This is a genomic window from Streptomyces sp. H27-H1, assembly GCF_026627445.1.
Taxonomy (GTDB): Bacteria; Actinomycetota; Actinomycetes; order Streptomycetales; family Streptomycetaceae; genus Streptomyces.
On record NZ_JAPNLJ010000072.1, the window covers coordinates 1 to 15,454 of the forward strand.

General features: G+C 69.3%; 19 protein-coding genes and 5 pseudogenes. 12 read left to right on the top strand and 12 right to left on the bottom strand.

The window, feature by feature from the left end:
- Both OTB20_RS38750 and OTB20_RS38755 read left to right on the top strand, forming a co-directional pair.
- A partial coding sequence (locus OTB20_RS38750) for a trypsin-like serine protease (RefSeq protein WP_267824646.1) occupies positions 1 to 167 on the top strand: 167 nt, incomplete at its 5' end.
- A 197-nt stretch (positions 168 to 364) separates the two neighbouring features.
- Positions 365 to 901: a YcxB family protein gene (locus tag OTB20_RS38755; RefSeq protein ID WP_267824622.1), complete on the top strand. Its 537-nt coding sequence runs from the start codon at positions 365 to 367 to the stop codon at positions 899 to 901.
- On the opposite strand, the gene OTB20_RS38760 is transcribed toward OTB20_RS38755, so the two are convergent.
- On the bottom strand, positions 898 to 1,179 hold the full coding sequence (locus OTB20_RS38760) for a hypothetical protein (protein ID WP_267824623.1): 282 nt from the start codon (positions 1,177 to 1,179) through the stop codon (positions 898 to 900). The two genes, OTB20_RS38755 and OTB20_RS38760, sit on opposite strands and share 4 nt — an antisense overlap.
- Before the next feature lie 318 nt (positions 1,180 to 1,497).
- On the opposite strand from OTB20_RS38760, the pseudogene OTB20_RS38765 reads away from it, so the two are divergent.
- The 3 genes and pseudogenes from OTB20_RS38765 to OTB20_RS38775 all read left to right on the top strand — a co-directional run.
- Positions 1,498 to 1,833 (top strand): annotated as a pseudogene (locus OTB20_RS38765) (transposase); the annotation flags it as partial.
- A 65-nt stretch (positions 1,834 to 1,898) separates the two neighbouring features.
- Complete coding sequence (locus OTB20_RS38770; protein ID WP_267824624.1) at positions 1,899 to 2,177, top strand: hypothetical protein; 279 nt, start codon at positions 1,899 to 1,901, stop codon at positions 2,175 to 2,177.
- 202 nt (positions 2,178 to 2,379) lie between these two features.
- On the top strand, positions 2,380 to 2,643 hold the full coding sequence (locus OTB20_RS38775) for a hypothetical protein (protein ID WP_267824625.1): 264 nt from the start codon (positions 2,380 to 2,382) through the stop codon (positions 2,641 to 2,643).
- Here the strand turns inward: OTB20_RS38775 and OTB20_RS38780 are convergent.
- Positions 2,644 to 2,910, bottom strand: a pseudogene (locus OTB20_RS38780) (hypothetical protein); the annotation flags it as partial.
- A 104-nt stretch (positions 2,911 to 3,014) separates the two neighbouring features.
- Between OTB20_RS38780 and OTB20_RS38785 the strand changes: the two are divergent.
- On the top strand, positions 3,015 to 3,200 hold the full coding sequence (locus OTB20_RS38785) for a hypothetical protein (RefSeq protein WP_267824626.1): 186 nt from the start codon (positions 3,015 to 3,017) through the stop codon (positions 3,198 to 3,200).
- 175 nt (positions 3,201 to 3,375) lie between these two features.
- Here OTB20_RS38785 and OTB20_RS38790 read toward each other — a convergent pair whose 3' ends face one another.
- The 5 genes from OTB20_RS38790 to OTB20_RS38810 all read right to left on the bottom strand — a co-directional run bounded on the left by OTB20_RS38790 (position 3,376) and on the right by OTB20_RS38810 (position 6,057).
- Positions 3,376 to 3,594, bottom strand: a complete 219-nt coding sequence (locus OTB20_RS38790) for a hypothetical protein (protein WP_420716586.1) — start codon at positions 3,592 to 3,594, stop codon at positions 3,376 to 3,378.
- A 40-nt stretch (positions 3,595 to 3,634) separates the two neighbouring features.
- A complete protein-coding gene (locus OTB20_RS38795) occupies positions 3,635 to 4,804 on the bottom strand; it encodes an ATP-binding protein (RefSeq protein WP_267824627.1) in 1,170 nt (389 codons plus the stop codon).
- A 357-nt stretch (positions 4,805 to 5,161) separates the two neighbouring features.
- Positions 5,162 to 5,425, bottom strand: a complete 264-nt coding sequence (locus tag OTB20_RS42980) for a hypothetical protein (protein WP_420716589.1) — start codon at positions 5,423 to 5,425, stop codon at positions 5,162 to 5,164.
- Between the two features lie 123 nt (positions 5,426 to 5,548).
- Positions 5,549 to 5,878, bottom strand: coding sequence for a hypothetical protein (locus OTB20_RS38805; RefSeq protein ID WP_420716587.1), 330 nt, complete (start codon positions 5,876 to 5,878; stop codon positions 5,549 to 5,551).
- On the bottom strand, positions 5,875 to 6,057 hold the full coding sequence (locus OTB20_RS38810) for a hypothetical protein (protein WP_267824628.1): 183 nt from the start codon (positions 6,055 to 6,057) through the stop codon (positions 5,875 to 5,877). Before OTB20_RS38810 ends, OTB20_RS38805 begins: the two co-directional genes overlap by 4 nt.
- Positions 6,058 to 6,601: 544 nt before the next feature.
- Between OTB20_RS38810 and OTB20_RS38815 the strand changes: the two genes are divergently transcribed.
- Positions 6,602 to 8,062, top strand: coding sequence for a hypothetical protein (locus OTB20_RS38815; RefSeq protein ID WP_267824629.1), 1,461 nt, complete (start codon positions 6,602 to 6,604; stop codon positions 8,060 to 8,062).
- A gap of 297 nt (positions 8,063 to 8,359) precedes the next feature.
- Positions 8,360 to 8,737: a hypothetical protein gene (locus OTB20_RS42985; RefSeq protein WP_267824630.1), complete on the top strand. Its 378-nt coding sequence runs from the start codon at positions 8,360 to 8,362 to the stop codon at positions 8,735 to 8,737.
- A gap of 312 nt (positions 8,738 to 9,049) precedes the next feature.
- On the opposite strand, the gene OTB20_RS38830 is transcribed toward OTB20_RS42985, so the two are convergent.
- Positions 9,050 to 9,439 (bottom strand): MerR family transcriptional regulator, encoded by a 390-nt coding sequence (locus OTB20_RS38830; RefSeq protein ID WP_267824648.1) that lies wholly within the window; start codon positions 9,437 to 9,439, stop codon positions 9,050 to 9,052.
- Positions 9,440 to 9,578: 139 nt separating this feature from the next.
- Between OTB20_RS38830 and OTB20_RS38835 the strand changes: the two genes are divergently transcribed.
- Positions 9,579 to 10,244, top strand: a complete 666-nt coding sequence (locus OTB20_RS38835; RefSeq protein WP_267824631.1) for a class II aldolase/adducin family protein — start codon at positions 9,579 to 9,581, stop codon at positions 10,242 to 10,244.
- A complete protein-coding gene (locus OTB20_RS38840) occupies positions 10,241 to 10,666 on the top strand; it encodes a carboxymuconolactone decarboxylase family protein (RefSeq protein WP_267824632.1) in 426 nt (141 codons plus the stop codon). The genes OTB20_RS38835 and OTB20_RS38840 overlap by 4 nt, the downstream gene beginning before the upstream one ends.
- A gap of 44 nt (positions 10,667 to 10,710) precedes the next feature.
- Here the strand turns inward: OTB20_RS38840 and OTB20_RS38845 are convergent.
- A pseudogene (locus tag OTB20_RS38845) lies at positions 10,711 to 10,955 on the bottom strand (NAD(P)-dependent oxidoreductase); the annotation flags it as partial.
- Here OTB20_RS38845 and OTB20_RS38850 point away from each other — a divergent pair.
- Positions 10,946 to 11,194, top strand: a pseudogene (locus tag OTB20_RS38850) (Helicase associated domain protein); the annotation flags it as partial. The pseudogenes OTB20_RS38845 and OTB20_RS38850 overlap by 10 nt on opposite strands.
- 10 nt (positions 11,195 to 11,204) lie before the next feature.
- Positions 11,205 to 11,306 (top strand): annotated as a pseudogene (locus OTB20_RS38855) (IS5/IS1182 family transposase); the annotation flags it as partial.
- An 805-nt stretch (positions 11,307 to 12,111) separates the two neighbouring features.
- Here OTB20_RS38855 and OTB20_RS38860 read toward each other — a convergent pair.
- From OTB20_RS38860 to OTB20_RS38870, 3 genes are all read right to left on the bottom strand, one after another.
- Positions 12,112 to 12,297: an antitoxin gene (locus tag OTB20_RS38860; protein WP_267824633.1), complete on the bottom strand. Its 186-nt coding sequence runs from the start codon at positions 12,295 to 12,297 to the stop codon at positions 12,112 to 12,114.
- Positions 12,298 to 12,393: 96 nt separating this feature from the next.
- Entirely contained in the window at positions 12,394 to 13,362 is a 969-nt protein-coding gene (locus OTB20_RS38865; RefSeq protein ID WP_267824634.1) for an ABC transporter substrate-binding protein, read from the bottom strand.
- Between the two features lies 1 nt (position 13,363).
- A complete protein-coding gene (locus OTB20_RS38870; RefSeq protein ID WP_420716588.1) occupies positions 13,364 to 15,427 on the bottom strand; it encodes an ABC transporter permease in 2,064 nt (687 codons plus the stop codon).
- Positions 15,428 to 15,454 lie beyond the last annotated feature (27 nt).

A 15,454-nucleotide genomic window follows, 5' to 3' on the forward strand; every position in this document is an offset into this window, starting at 1 on the left:
AGACCAACGTCTGCGCCGAGCCCGGGGACTCGGGCGGCGCGCTCTACGACGGCACGAAGGCTCTCGGCATCACCTCCGGCGGCAGCGGCAACTGCTCCGTCGGCGGCACCACCTTCTACCAGCCGGTCCCCGAGGCCCTCACCAAGTACAAGGTCACCCTGTCCTGACCCACGCGCCGCGCGTGGGGCCGCCGTCCGATGACGGGATGGCGGCCCCGTGCGCGGATCTTTCATACCTCTGAGTGCGGTCACGACATCGTCGGTGGACGCACCCGAATGCCGGGATGACTTTATTCACGAGCTCTCACCTACGCAGCCAGTCCTTGCTCTGGCGAGCCGGGCGCGGACCTGTAGGCTCCGCGCCCGTGGACGACATACGGCAGGCAACCATCACCTTCAGCGGAATCCTGACGCGGGAGGAGTTCGACGAGGCCCTCGCAACGACCGGCTGGTTCCGACGCCTACGGTGGCTCATCGTCGTGGCCGCGGCCCTGATGGCGGCGCTGAGCCTGAGGCCCTCCGCTCACGGCGGCCCGATCAACGCTGGGCTGCTGACGCTCGCTCTGGTCTACGCAGTGCTCGGCCTGTTACTGCCCCCGTTGCTCGCCGGCCGCATGTTCCGTGCCGACCAGGCCACGGGGGAGAAGCACGCCGTCGTCGACAACGCCGGCTTCGTCGTCTCCCGCGGCTCCGAGGAGCTCATGCGGGTGCCGTGGCACACCATGTACCGCTCCTACGAGACGGATCGGGTCTACGTGGTGACCGGCCGCGTCGGCTGGAAGGCCAGCCTGTTGATCGTACCCAAGCGGCTGCTCACCACAACCAGTGAGACCGAGCTGGTGGCCGTTCTGCGGGCGGCCCCGTTCCGCCGCTCCAAGAGCGTGCGGACACAAGGCCGTTAGCCTCTCCTCGCCAGTGCCGGGTTGCTGAGATCCGCATAGATAGGCCGGTGGCCGGATGCCCTTCCGGCTTGCCGCAGGTGACAACCGCGATTGAGATGCGGGTCGGTGGCGAAGACCTGAGCGGCGAAGTGCGCGATGCAGCGGGCGATGGCCGGCGCCGCGCTGGCGGGACAGTTGGAGGCCCACACGCGGATCATCATGCGGAAGAGCACGCCGAGCTCGTCCGGGACGAAGGAGTCGGCGCAGATGTCGACGAGTTCGTTGGGCAGTGCGGTCACCGGGAAGACGAGTTCCTCCGCGATGGCGACCAGCAGACCGGTGTGGGGGAGGAGATCGACCGCGAGCTATCACTCAACACGCTCCTGCGCGGTGCCCTAGCCGCCGCCACGCTGCTGCTGGGCCTGGCAGTCCCCGCCACCTCCGCCACCGCTTCCCCCCAGGTTCTCGACACCGTGAACTGCACGTCCTCATCCTCTACCACCTACAACCCCCCGGTCACCCTCACCGTCGCGAGCAGCACCCGCGCCATCAACCAGACCTACGGCCCCTGTATCGGAACCGGTGACGCCGCCCCCGTCACCGGTGGCACGCACGGGTCCGGCGGAGACATGACCGTGTTCGGAACGCCGAACCGCCTCGCGGGCTTCGGCGGCGTGGCACCGGTCCCACGCGACTCCGGCAAAATCAGCCGCAACCTGCGACGCCCGCAGCGATACAACCGACGGCTCCAGCGCGTGTTCTACACCTCCGCCATGGCCAGCATCCGAACCTCCGAGGAATCCCGCCGGTTCTACGACCGGAAACGAGCTGAGGGCAAACGCCACACACAGGCCGTCCTCGCCCTCGCACGCCGCCGCGTCAATGTCCTCTGGGCGCTCCTCCGTGACGGACGGCCCTACGAACTCACGCCACCAACAGCCCCCGCAGCTTGACAAACGGCATTAGGAATCATCCCCACAGAGACTGCGTTCTCCCCATCACGATCCAAGTCTCTCCGGTGTCCAAAATCCCGGGTCAAGGCCCCGTGGTACTGGAAGTCGAGGGCATGCGGCACTACACCCGCAACGGCGGAACCGAACCCGACAGCACGAAGTACGCCGCGACCATGGCCGGTGACCGCGACCTGAAGTTCGGCGGCTACGAGGTCTTCCGGTTCGGCCACGACGAACTCCGCGACCACGACCGCGCACAGCCCCTGCTCGGCGGCTTCTTCGCCACGCTCCTCGACCGCTCACCCACCGGTCCGTCTCAAGTGCCGCTGTCAGCCCAAGGCTGACAGCTGGGCCGTTTCGATTGGATCATCGGGCTGACCACGGGAAGATGCCTGCGATGTGGAGTCCGGCCAGGTCAGATCGGGGCGATCTTCTCATACCATCAGCACGGACGCAGGAGGTCGCAAGACGGAGACCGTCGAGGTCAAGCCGTCCGTTCCGCCCGCGCACTGACCTGACGGACACGCCGGAGAAGAAGGGCGCCGTATGAGCAGGCTGCTGGAAGCGGTGTGTGCGCTGACCGTGGGTGTCCTCGTTGCGCTCCTTGTGTGGGGTGCTAACCCTGGCGCCGTTCGGGTGGCGTGGCGGGAGGGCGAGCTGAGCGGCGTGACGGTCGTTGTCGTGGCGGCGTGTGCGCTGTGGCTGGTGCTGTGGCGCAGGCGTACCGGGCGCGGGCGGCTGGCATGGCCGCTTGTGGTGCTGCTGTGGGGTGCGGCTGTTGCGCTGGTCGTGGCGGCCATGGCCGGTTGACCGGCGCAGGCAGGCAGCCAGGGAGCGTCCCAGACGATTCAGCTCGCAATCCAGCGCGGTCGCGTCCGGCAGCTGCGCGGCCCCAGCCTCGATCTCCGGAAACGCCGGCGCCATCTCAGAGCCGCGCCTGGAACGCAGCACCACCCGGCCCGCGTCGGCTGAGACCAGCGCGCGGAATCCGTCCCACTTCGCCTCCCCGGCCCAGCCTGGCCGCAGATCACGGGCCGGGACGGCAACGGTCAGCATTGGCTCCGGCAAAGTCCACATCACGAGGGATCCATTTCCCCCGAGCACTCCAATGCTGTCGTTCTGCCGCCGAGTCCAGCCCAGGGGTGAGGCGGGAGAAGGTCCCGCCGGAATGGAGGACCGCTGTGATCGTCCGACTCCTGGGCGACCCGCTCGCCGGCCGCGTGCTGGAAACCACCGATGCCGCGTGGGACGGCGACTGGCTCACCGCCGGCGACGCCGACTGGGGCCTGTACGTTCCCGTGCACTGCGACCAGGCGACCGGCATTGTGCTGGCGGAGGCGCAGGTGACCATCCCGCGTCGCCGGTAGCCAGCTCCCGGGCATCTGCTGCAGCACCCGAACTGTGTTGCACCCCTGACCTGCGGTGACAGGGTTGGATGCCCGTTGTGACCGCTGTCACGGTGTTGCAGCGTCCTGACGCACGAGACCCCGAGGCCATCGCGGCCCCGGGGTCTCGTGCTCTCCGGCTCAGCGCCGCACTGGGTCAAGCCCAGTCGACGCCCAGCTCGCGTAGCGCGTCCAGCTGCTCGTGGGCGAGCTTGTCGCGCCGGGTCTTGGTGTTGGAGACCCATACGCCCGGCTTCACGATCACCGGCTCCGCCTCGCACTCGACCACGATCTCTTCGCCGTGGGCGCGGGGCACCGGCCGGTCCGCGCGTTCCCGTTCCATCCACTGCTCCGTGACCGTGACCTCCAGGAGCATTTGCTCCCCGGCTGCAGGTCCTTCGAAGCGACTTTCCTCGTCAGGAAGAGGCGTTGAGGATGTGGCGGATGATGGCTGTGGCTTGGTTCGGGTTGTGGTCCAGCCACTCGGTGAGGTGTCGGCGGACGACCTCTTGGACGTAGGTGTCCGCTTCGGGATTGCTGAGCCTGGTTCTGGTGGATCCCGCGAAGTCGGGATGGGCGAGTTTGACAGAGATGACGGCGGTCAGGCCCTCGTGGATGGCCTGGGCCGTGAGGTCCTGGTCGTCTGCGGATATCTGCTGCTGGCGGCGTGCGTAGTCGTTGACGAGGTCCGTGAGTGCGGTACGGAAGCCCACTTCGTGGGCGCCGCCTTCATGAGTACGGGTGTTGTTCGCGAAGGAGCGGAACTCTCCCGGGGACCAGGTGTTCCACTGCAGGGCGACCTGCACGAAGATCGTCTGGTCCTCGTTCTCCGACTCGAAGCCGACTGCGGGGGAGTGGACGAGACTCGGGGGGTAGGGGTTGAGGTGGGCGACATAGTCCCGAAGACCGTCAACGTGGTGGTAGCGGACCGGCCGCTCCGGACGCTCGTCGGTGAGTGAGATGGCCAGCCCCCCGTTGAGGAAGGCCAGTTCCTGGAGGCGCTGCGACAGCGTGGCGAACGAGCACCAGGTGGTCTCGAAAATGTCGGCGTCGGGCAGGAAGGCGATCGCGGTGCCATGCTCGCTCGTCTCCTCGTACCTCGTCAGCGGAGTGACCGGGATGCCCTTCCCGTACTCCTGCGTCCAGCGGTGGCCGTCTCGCTGGACCTCGACGGTGAGACGGCTCGACAGCGCGTTGACCACGGACAGCCCCAGGCCGCTGAGGCCGCCGTAGACTCCGTAGCCGGTGTGAGGCTTGGAGCCGAAGGACAGCTCCGTCAGTTCGCGTTCGATGGCCGACTTGCCCGCGGGCCCCTGCGCCTCGACGGCCAGACCCCGCCCGTTGTCCGCGACGCGAATGCCGCCGTCTGTGGTGATCGTGACGTCGATGGCGTCGGCGTGGCCGGCCAGGTGCTCGTCGATGGCGTACGAGACGACCTGGTAGACCATTTGGTGCAGGCCGCGCTCGCCGGTCGAGCCGATGTACATGCCGGGCCGCCTGCGTACAGCCTCGAGGCCCTCGAATACCTGGATCTGACTGCCGTCGTACTCGCTCACTGGCTGACTGGGGCTGCCGGACTCGGTCATGAAGCACCCTCCCTGGGACGTCCTGAGCATGGTGAGCGGAGGTCATCAAAGCGCGGACGACGCTGCTTCCACGCCGTCGCCCGTGCACGTCCATCCTAAGTATTTTGAGGTAAACACGCAGGTCAGACCCTATGTGTTGTGGTCGCAGATGGTCGCGTCCACGACATTGCCGAATGCATCGCTCTGGGGTGCCGCCGCCGGGATCAGAGGATCACGAAGACCCCACCACAGGCGCGCAGGAGGCATGCCAGGCTGGAGCCGTGGGGCCTTTCCTCGCGAATTTTCCGGCAGGGCGTGACTCGCCCGCCTCCGAGAGACCACATCAAGAGGGCGCCCCCGGGAGCTCTGTCGTAACCGCTACCGCGCCCAATCGACGCCCAGCTCGGCGAGTGCGGCGAGCTGGGCGGCGTCAAGCTTGCTGCGTCGGGTTTTGGTGTTGGATACCCACACGCCCAGCTTTACGACGACGGGCTCCGCCTCGCCGTCGACCGTGAGCTCTTCGGCAGGGCCGCGGGGCACCGGACGGTCCGTGCGGCCGGAGGACTCCGAAGCCCCGGATGCCGGAGTGGGCGCGGGCCACATGGGTGCAGGTTCCCCCGCATCCTGAACGAACTGGTCCACACCGGCCTCCTCCCGTTCTACGGACCCGGGGCCGGCCGGTCCTCGTAATGGGCCGCTGCTTACCGCTTCCATGGCCCGGCCTCGCGCGGCCCTCACCTGGGTCCCGGCCTCGCCGATCCGGTACTAATGACACGGGACTTCGGCTGCACCGCCAGCCTGGACGGCGTCGACTACATGCTGGTGGAAGGCGGCGTGTCCGCCCGGGGGGAGTGGGGCCGGGCTGCCGGTGAGGGTGTACCAATCCTCGGCGCCGGTGTACTGGATTCGGACCTGGATGGTGCCGTCGGGGCCGAGCTCGGGGGTCGGGGTGACGTCACCGGTGATGACGCCGACTTCGTCGGTCATAGCGCCGCCGGACCCCGCCTTGATGTGCAAGGTCAGGGGTGCTGGCCCGCCAGCGCTGCCGTCGTTGTCGCCGTCGCCCGGGTTGCTGCCGGGCTGGGGAGTGTTCATGACGTGTATGTCTCCAGTATCTCGGTCAGCTTCGCCTTCTCCGTCGGGGTGACCGTGAGCTCGTAGGTGCCTTTTACGTTCGTCCAGGCCGTCGCATAGGTGAACCAGTACGTCTTGGCTGGGGGCTGCCACTCGTCGGGGCCCTGGTCGCCCTTGGCCCGGTTCGTCGCCGCCGACACGCTGTCACGCTTCACATCGTTCCCGGCCCACTCAAGGACAACCTCCCGGGTGTCACAGGAATCGCCTGCCCGGCCCAGTGCGTGAACTTCGCCCTCGAGTGCTGGTCGGCAACCCTCAGCCCACCGAGCTGACTGCGGGCCGCCGCCGTCGCCGACAGACCAGGCAACGCCCGCACCCCCGGCGCGCCCTGCTTTCCATCTGGCCCCTGACCGGACCGCGACGGCTTGGCATCACCGCCCGACGTGACGTCCGGATCGCATCCCGCGAGTCCGACGGGCAGTCACCACATTTACACTCAACCGCACCTGACGGGGCATAACCACCCCAACCGCGTTGAAAACACCTCCGTGACCATACCCACCCCGCGAAGACCGCCAGGCTCACCGCAGCAAGCGCCGAACGCCAACCCTCCTCGAAGCGGGGCCGGTCCGCCGCGCTGAAAGCCTTGAGGCCGCACGCCTCCAGGGGGCGGTCATGGAACAGTTGCGGCCGTCGCCTACACTCCCGCGAGCCATGGACCACGGCCATAACAGGGAGCAATGCATGAGGAAGAGTTACAAGGCGAGGGCGGTGATATCGCTCGTGGCGACCATCGCCGCATCGCTGTTGTCGGCGGCACCCGCGCAGGCCGCCGACGATCCCGGTCTCGCACTGAGCAACTTCGAGCTCCGCCCGATCTCCAACCGGGACGATCTGCAGAGCCGGGTCGCCAAACTGAACGCCGATCTGCCGAACACCGGCGTGAACTCGATACTGCAGCAGGAGGGCGGCCGTCAGGGCAACTGGAGCGCGGGGGTCTGCAATGGGGATGCCGTCGAAAGCGGCACGGTCCCCGAGAACTTCTCCCGCAGCTTCTGCTTCGACGGCGACGACAACGGCCAGCCCGCGACCTCCGAGTGGTGGCCGCAGGGCGTGACGGGCGTCGCCGACGCCGACGAGGACCAGACCTGGGGCGATCCTTCAGCCGGGTGGAACCCTACGGATCACAAGCCCTTGATGGCCACCTGGTACAACAAGGACGACTGGAACGGAGACAAGAAGCCCGACGACATGGACGTCGACGGGCTGCACACCGAACGCAAGGGCGTCCGCGTCTCCTTCATCGACTCCAGCACCGGGAAGTACGCACACGTCCTGCTGGTGTACCCGTTCATCAACGGCTCCGGCAACGCGAGCTACATGAGTCTGCGTACGTCGCAGCGGTACTCGTCGAGTTCGTACACGTACGGTTCGCTGCACGCCGGCGGCATCGTCTGGTACGGCTACTACTTGTACGTGGCGGACACCAACCGCGGATTCCGGGTCTTCGACCTGCGCAACATCATCGACCTCGGGGCCCTGCCCGCCGGCCAGTGGGGTACGTCCAAGACCGCCATCGGCAGGCAGGACGGCGTGTACCACGCCCACGGATACCGCTACATCCTTCCGCAGAGCGACGGATGGTCCAACTCCGCGTGCGACACGGTCGAGCCGCCGCCCGGCACTCCGTGCGACGTCCAGGACAGCGAAAAGACGTGCACGGCCCGGGACGTCACGCCGAAGACCAGCTTCGCCAGCCTCGACCGCAGCTCGACCGTGCGGCACATCACTACCGGCGAGTGGTGCGAGAAGGCGCAGGTCACCGATGCGTACACCACGGGCAGGGTGATCCGCTGGCCGATGAACACCAGCGGGGGAACTCCCGCGACGAACAGTTACGGATACTGGGCGGCTGACGCGGCTTACCGCATTCCTTACGACACGTCAGAGACCGACAACGGCGGGATCCAGGGAGCGGCGGTCATCAACGGTACGTACTACCTCAGCCAGAGCCGAGGAGCGTCGAACGGCAGGGTGATCGTGGCCAGACCAGACACCAGCACCGGTCGACTCGTCGAGACGACGAACCGCCGGAGGTCCGCGATCGGGGTCGAGGACTTCTCCGTCTGGTCCGGGGCAACCAACCAGCTCTGGACGGTCACCGAACACCCCGGCCAGCGCATGCTGTTCAGCATCACCCCCTGACAGGACCCCGGGCGCGTCCCCGGCCTGGGGGCGCGTCCGGGCCCGGGAGGGTGTGAAGCCGTCAGGGGCGGACGCGGCGGTGACCCCGCCTCAGGGCCAAGCTGTGCCTCATCAGGACGGCGACGGGCCAGCAGCCCCGTGCGTCGAGACTGGGCGCGGCGGCGACCACGGTGCGGAAGGCGGTCGACCGTTCATCGATCAGTCGCAGCAGGTCAGGAAACTCAAGATTCTTTTCCACGCCGGATGCCTATCACCGTGCTCCGCTGATGGGACAGCGATTTTCACAGTCGCCGCCGGTTGGCCATTGCGGACGTCGTCCTCGCCTCCCACCGCTCGGGTGACAAGCTGCGCACTGCTGCGAGGACGCTGGTGGTGGCGGTACGCCCGGCGTCGTGCCTGTGGGTGCTCTGGCCTCGCCGCGCGGCCGGGCACCTCGGCGACGTGACGTCCTGTGCAACCCTCCTCCTGGAGCAAGGCGTCGAACTCGTCGTGATCAAAGGACTCCTCGGCCAGGCCCACATCGGCGTCACCGCCACCGTCTACGCCCACGTCCGGCTCTGCCTCCAGCGCGACGCCATCGACCTCCTCGGCCGCACACTCCACAACCCCATAGAGATCACCACACAGCCTGACGCCAGCGCCGACCTGCCGCCCTTCGCACCTCCAGTCCGCTGACGTTGCCGTCAACTACTGAGCCTTTTCCAACCTGACTGCGGCGGTGAGGTGTTGGAGGTTGCCAGCTGTACGGAACGACGGAGCTCCTGGTAGACGGGTTCTCGAGGCGCGACAGACCGACCATTCCTGGAGTTGCTCGCGCGTCCCGGCCTGCTGCGGATCGAGGTGGCCGATACGCGCGGTGACCGGCTGCCCGAGCCGGGCGGCCCGGGGCGGGGCTGGCGCTGGTGGAGGCGTACGCCGACCGGTGGGGCGTACGGGAAGGGCCCGTACCCGGCAAGGTGGTGTGGGCGGAGGTCTCGTGGGCCGGGACTACGGCGAGGTCGGGGCGGACGTCTCCCAGGCGGCCATCTGCTGCCGGAACTTGGTGCAGCTGACAATGTCCTCCTCGCCGCACTGCAGGGCGTGGACCAGGAGCTGGTGGGCGTGGTCGAGGTCGATCATCCGCTGCTCGACCTCGGCGATCTTGGCGCGGATCATCGCCTGCCTGCGCGGTGGGTCCTCCTGGAACTCGCCGATCTCCGCCAGGGTCAGCCCCGCCTGCTGGCACTTGCGCAGCACCACGATCCGCTGCGCGGCCTCCGGCGGGTAGCGCCGCTGCCCGCTCTGGCGCTCGGGCGCGGGCAGCAGGCCGTGGCGTTCCCAGAACCGGATGGCCGACGCCGGTACTCCGGTGATCTCCGCGAGCTGTCCGATGGTCATGCGCACGTAGCCGCTCCTGCCGTTCCCGCTCGGTCCGGCCGTCGGCCGCTTGACTTGAACCTGAGTTTAAGTTGAAGAGTGGGACGTGCGAGCACGGCGGCGATCGAGAGCCGCCGGCAGCGGACTTCGGAGGTGCCGGATGACAACCACACAGGTGGCGAACGAGCGGGCGCACGAGCTGGTCGCGGCGGCGGAGGCGCTCTTCACGGCTGGGGTGATGTCCCACTCGGGGCATGCCAACCTCAGCGCCCGGCTCGACGCCGAGAGCTTCCTGCTGACGCCGGGATTCGTTCGCGGGCTCCGCCCCGGCGACCTCGCGGCCGTCAGCCTCAACGGGCGGATCCTGGAAGGGGAGCTACGGTCGGTCAGCGCCGAGATCATCGCCATGCACAGCGCCGTCTACCGCGCCCGCCCGCACGTGGGCGCCGTCATCCACACCCACTCGCCCTCCGCGACGGCCTTCGCCGTCGCGCACCGGCCGCTGCCGTGCCGGACCGAGCCGATGCTGCGCTTCGGACAGCCGGAGGAGGTCCCGGTGGTGCCGTGGGGGCCGCGCGGGTCCGACGTATCCGTCCGGGGCATCGTCGAGGTCCTGAAGCGGCGCCCCACGACCTCGGCGGCCCTGCTGGCCAACCACGGACTGATCGTGTTCGGCCCGGACTCGGCGGCGACCGCCCACCTGGTGGTGGCCATCGAGGAGAGCGCCGAGGCGGAGATCGCGGCGGCTGCGATCGGCGGGGCCGTGGATTTCCCCGAGGGCGCCCTGGCCGCCGTACGCGCCTCAATCGCCCGGGTCGCGTCATGACTGACGACGCGATGACGGTCGCGGTGACGGCCGATGACGCCTTCGCCCGGCGCACCGAGGCCGTGCGCGCCCGCTACCACTCCACCCTCGGAGGCGTTCCGGGCGGCGTGCAGGAACGGCTGCGCCTGGCGCGGGACTTCGACCGGCTCCCCACCGAAGAGGCACTCGCGGCGCTGCGGCACATCGTGCTGACCGACAATCCGCTGGGCGCTCGCGTGCAGCAGCTCGTCCACTACGGGCAACTCCTGTCCCTAGGCCGGGAACACCCCGCCAGGATTCACGCCCGGGGCGCGCTCCACGCGGGCGCCACTGTCGCCGACCTCATCGGAGTCGCCGAGACCGCCCTCATCACCTCGGGCGTCCCGGCGTACGCCTTGGGAACGGAGATCGTCATCGACCTCCTGGCGACCACCGCACTCTGACATCCCTCGTGCCGGCACGGCCGGTCAGCGCGGGTCCCGGATGCGTCGATGACGCGGGTCCAGTTGTCGCCGTGTGTCCGTCCTCGACCGCGCGCCGGTAGTGGGACCGCACGGCCGGCGGGAGCGCGAGATCGAGGCCGAGCGAGGCGCTGGTCTCGACGATGTGGCCGGCCATCGCGCCCATGATGGTGCCCGTGCTGAGGGCGCCGGGATGCTCCCCGGCGTCCAACGCGGGGCCGGGGGTCTCTTCGTCGGCCCTCAGGATGGCGCCGATCGCATCGGCGGCAAGCGTTCCAGCGGGGTCTGGCGGCCCTCGCGCAGTGGGTGGAGCGGGAAGGTCAGCGGGCGGTCCCGCGCGGCCACAGCGAGCCGATCCCGGTCGACGCCGAGGCGGAGCCGGTGGGGGTCTGGGTCTCGAACACCAAGTCGAGGCGTGACAAGCTCACGGCGGAGCAGCTGGACGCGCTACGGAAGCTGGGCGTGGACTGGGCGTGGACTGGGCATGACACAGGATCGGTTGGTCGTTGAACTGATAGTCACCCTGAAGGGCTGGCGCCTCCTGCTGCAGCTCCGCTGCAGCACCAACCGGATCACCGACATCGTGAAGGCCGTCGTCGTCCTTCACCACGCCTCAACCTGAGGTTGGAAAAGGCTCAGTGGATAGACCCCAGGCATGGACTCCAAGCCGACGACTTCGAAACCTTCGCCTCCAAGGCAGCCGCGGACCATGAGGCCGCACACCCGGGCCCATTCCTTCGGGGCTTCCGCTGGTGACTCAATTGCGTCGCCAGCTCTTGCCCGCCATCCCCTCCGCAACCACACTCCGCACATGCCCATCCAGATGCGACGTCTCGTCACGGCCATCGGCGTCACCCTGGCCGTGCTTGGCTCAACCGGCGCTGAGCAGGCCGGATGCGCCGCGCCAGCGGACGACAAGGTGACAACCACTGGAGACCAGGGAGGTCGGGCCTGTCTTCACACCATCTCGGCGCCCTTCGTGAACCGGGGCATGGTTCGGGGCGAGGCAGTGGCCCTCTGTAATCAGCCCGTGCTCCGGCACAACTTCACGGTGACCATCGAGACGAAGGGCCCGGCTGGCTGGACCGAAATCAGCCGGGCCACGAACGACAAGGCCCCGGGGAAGGGGTCCCCGAAGAAGCCCTGGCCTACGCCGCCTCTACCGGAATCTGTCGGATCTGCCGCGCGACGAAGCCCTTGCCGTCCCAGGGGCTTTGCACGGCCTGCTACAGCCGCCATCGCCAGAGCTCAGCTCCCAGGCCCACTTCAAGCTGTGCCGGCTGCGGGCGCGCGGCGGTCGGCGCCGCACGGCACTGAGGCACTGATGACGCTCCGGTCCGGACCCGCGCCCGCAGGGCCGGACCGGATGCGGGCTGCGGCCCCTGCGGACGCCGGCCGCGATCACTGCCTGCTGTCGCTACCGGCGATCACTGCTCTTTCGGCTTGTCGGTCCCGCCGATCTGATCGTTCAGCTTCTCCTGAACGCCGTCGACATGGCTCTGGTACTTGTTCCCGGTCCGGGAGTCGAACGTGTCGCCGGCCTTCTCTACGCCCTGCCGTGCCTGGTCCTCGTGGCCCTTGAGCATGCCCTTGAGCTTGTCGAGCATCGACATGTGGAACTCCTTCCGGATGCTGTGAGACAGACCCATGCTCCCCCACTCCGCCCGGCCCGGCACCTCAGGGCGCTGCGGGCCGGGCACGGCGGGTGGTCACTTCACCCAGGACTTCCACACGTTCTCGTTGCGTTCCACCCACTTCTTCGCCGCCTGCTGCGGTGAGAGCTTCTCCTCGGCGATCATGAGGGACACCTCGTTCTGCTGTTCCTTGGTCCAGTGGAACCTCTTCAGGAAGTCGGCGGCCTCACCGCCCGATTCGGCGAAGTGCGTATTGAGGTACTTCTGTAGCGGTGTGCGCGGGTAGGCGCAGGCGACCTTCTCCGTGTCGTCCGCGCAGCCCTCGGTGTACTCGGGGAGCTTCACCTCGGTCATCGGGACGCGCTGGAAGAGCCACTGGGGCTCGTACCAGTACGTCAGGAAGGGCTTCTTCTCCTTGGCGAACTGCTTGATCTGGGTGATCTGGGCCGCCTCGGAACCGGCGAAGACCACCTCGAAGTCCAGGCCGAGGTTCTTGACCAGGGCCTTGTCGTTCGTGATGTAGGACGGAGAGCCGTCCATCAGCTGGCCCTTGCCACGGCTCTCGGGGGTGCGCAGCTGGTCGGCGTACTTGCCGAGGTTCTTCCAGTCGGTGACGTCGGGGTGGGCCTCGGCGAAGTACGTGGGGACGAACCAGCCGATGTGGCCCGTCACCCCGAGGTCTCCGCCGGGGGTGATGGTCTTCTTGCCCTCCACGTACCGCTGCTCCTGCTCGGGGTGGCCCCAGTCCTCCAGGATCGCGTCGACGCGGCCCTGGCTGAGGGCGTCCCAGGCGGGTACCTCGTCGACCTGGACGGTGTCCACCCGGTAGCCAAGCTCGTGTTCGAGCAGGTAGGAGGCGACGGCGGTGTTCGACTGGGCGCCGACCCACGACTGGACGGAGAGCGTGACGGTCTTCGCCCCCTGTGCGGCGGCGTACGGGGAGGACTGGCGGGTCATGTCGGCGGCCCCGCAGCCGGTGAGGACGGCCAGTCCGGTCGCGGCGGCGACCGCGGCCAGGGCGCGCCGGGGTGTGGTGCGCGGCATGTCAGGCCTCCTTCGCGGGCTGGGTGACGCGGTCGAGGAGCAGGCCGAGGCAGACGATCGCGGCGCCGGCCACCAGGCCGGTGGCCAGGTCGCCCTGGGCGAGGCCGAGGACGACGTCGTAGCCGAGGGCGCCACCGCCGACCAGGCCGCCGATGATGACAACGGCGAGGACCAGGACCACGGCCTGGTTGACGGCCAGCAGCAACGCGGGGCGGGCCAGCGGCAGTTGGACCTGTCGCAGCAGCTGCGAGCGGGTCGCACCGAGCGAGCGGGCGGATTCGACGACGGTCGGGTCCACCTCGCGCAGGCCCTGGGTCGTGATCCGTACGACGGCCGGCAGCGCGTACACCACGGCGGCGGCGGCCGCCGGTGCGCGGCCGACGCCGAACAGCGCGACCACGGGGATGAGGTAGACGAACTGCGGCAGGGTCTGGCACACGTCGAGGACGGGCCGCAGCAGCCTCTCGGCGCGGTCGCTGCGGGCGGCGCCGACAGCGATCGCGAAGCCCAGGACGAGCGTGACCGCGACGGCGGCCAGGACCTGGGAGAGCGTGTCGAGGGAGGGCTCCCACACGCCGAGGACTCCGATGGCGGCGAGCGCCAGTACGGCCGTCAGCGCGGTGCGCCAGGTGCCCACGAGGAGGGCGAGCCCGCAGGCGACGAGCAGGAGCAGCCACCACGGGGCGGCCTGGAGTCCGCTGCGCATCGGGTCGAGGATCCAGCCGGTGAAGTGGGCGGCCCAGTCGGCGGTGCCGCCGACGACGGGTACGCCGGAATAGAGGTGGTCGGTCATCCAGGCGACGGCCGAGTTCACCGGGTCGGCGAGGGAGACGGTCCAGGACTCGGGCCACAGGGAGCTGCCCGTGATGCGGCCGGCGACGGCGGCGGCCACCGCCACGAGGAGGGTGAGCAGGCGGCCGTACCAGCCGGCGAACACCCTTCGCAGCAGGTGCCGTTCGTCGGCGGGCACGGGGTGGGCGCCGATCCGGTCGCCCGCGGCGTCGGCGGTGCGGTCCAGCACCACCGCGAGCAGCACGATCGGGATGCCGGCGGCCAGCGCGGCGCCGACGTCCACTGAGGCGAGGGCCTGGTAGACGCGGTCGCCGAGGCCGCCCGCGCCGATCACGGAGGCGATGACGGCCATGGACAGGCCCGTCATGATGGCCTGGTTGACCCCGAGGAGGAGCTGTCGGCGCGCGAGCGGGAGGCGGGCGGTCAGCAGCTGTTGGCGTCCGGTGGCGCCGAGCGAGGCGGCGGCTTCCAGGACGCCCGCGTCGGCCTCGCGCAGGCCGAGGGCGGTGAGGCGGGCCATCGGCGGGGCAGCGTAGACCACGGTGGCAAGGACAGCGGCCGGCACGCCGATGCCGAAGACCAGCACCATCGGCAGCAGGTATGCGAAGGCGGGCAGGATCTGCATGGTGTCGAGCACGGGGCGCAGGACGCGGTCGGCGCGCGGGGAGAGCCCCGCGGCGAGGCCGAGCAGGGCGCCGAGTACGACGGAGGAGGCGACGGCGACGACCATCAGGGCGAGGGTCTGCATGGTCGGCACCCACATGCCGAGCAGTCCGCAGGCGGCGAAGGCGGCGGCGCAGGTCAGCGCCAGCCGGATGCCCGCGAGGCGCCAGGCGACCAGGGCGGCCAGGGCGGTCACCCCGGTCCAGCCGGCGGCCAGCAGGAGGACGTACACGGCGCGGACGGAGACGACGACGGCGTTGCTGACGTGGCCGAAGAAGTAAAGGAACAGCGGGTGGCTGTCACGGTGGTCGATGATCCAGTCGCCGGCGCGGCCGAGCGGGCCGGACAGGTCCACGGCGAGGGCCGCGGGCCAGCTGCCGGCGCCCGGGAAGGCCACGGCGAGCGGGATCAGCAGGACGGCGGCGATGCCCAACGGGATGAGGACCGCACGGTGCGCGGCGAGAGCCGGCAGGGCTCTGCGGGGGCGGTCCTTGGGGGCCGACGCTCTGCGGGAGGGACCCTTGCCGGCGGGCCGTTCGGAATTCTGCGGGGCTTCCGAAGGGGCGGCGGCGCGGGTGTCGGGCGGGGTGTGGGTCGGGGTCGCGGTCACGCGCACCACCTCCGGGCTTCGGGGACG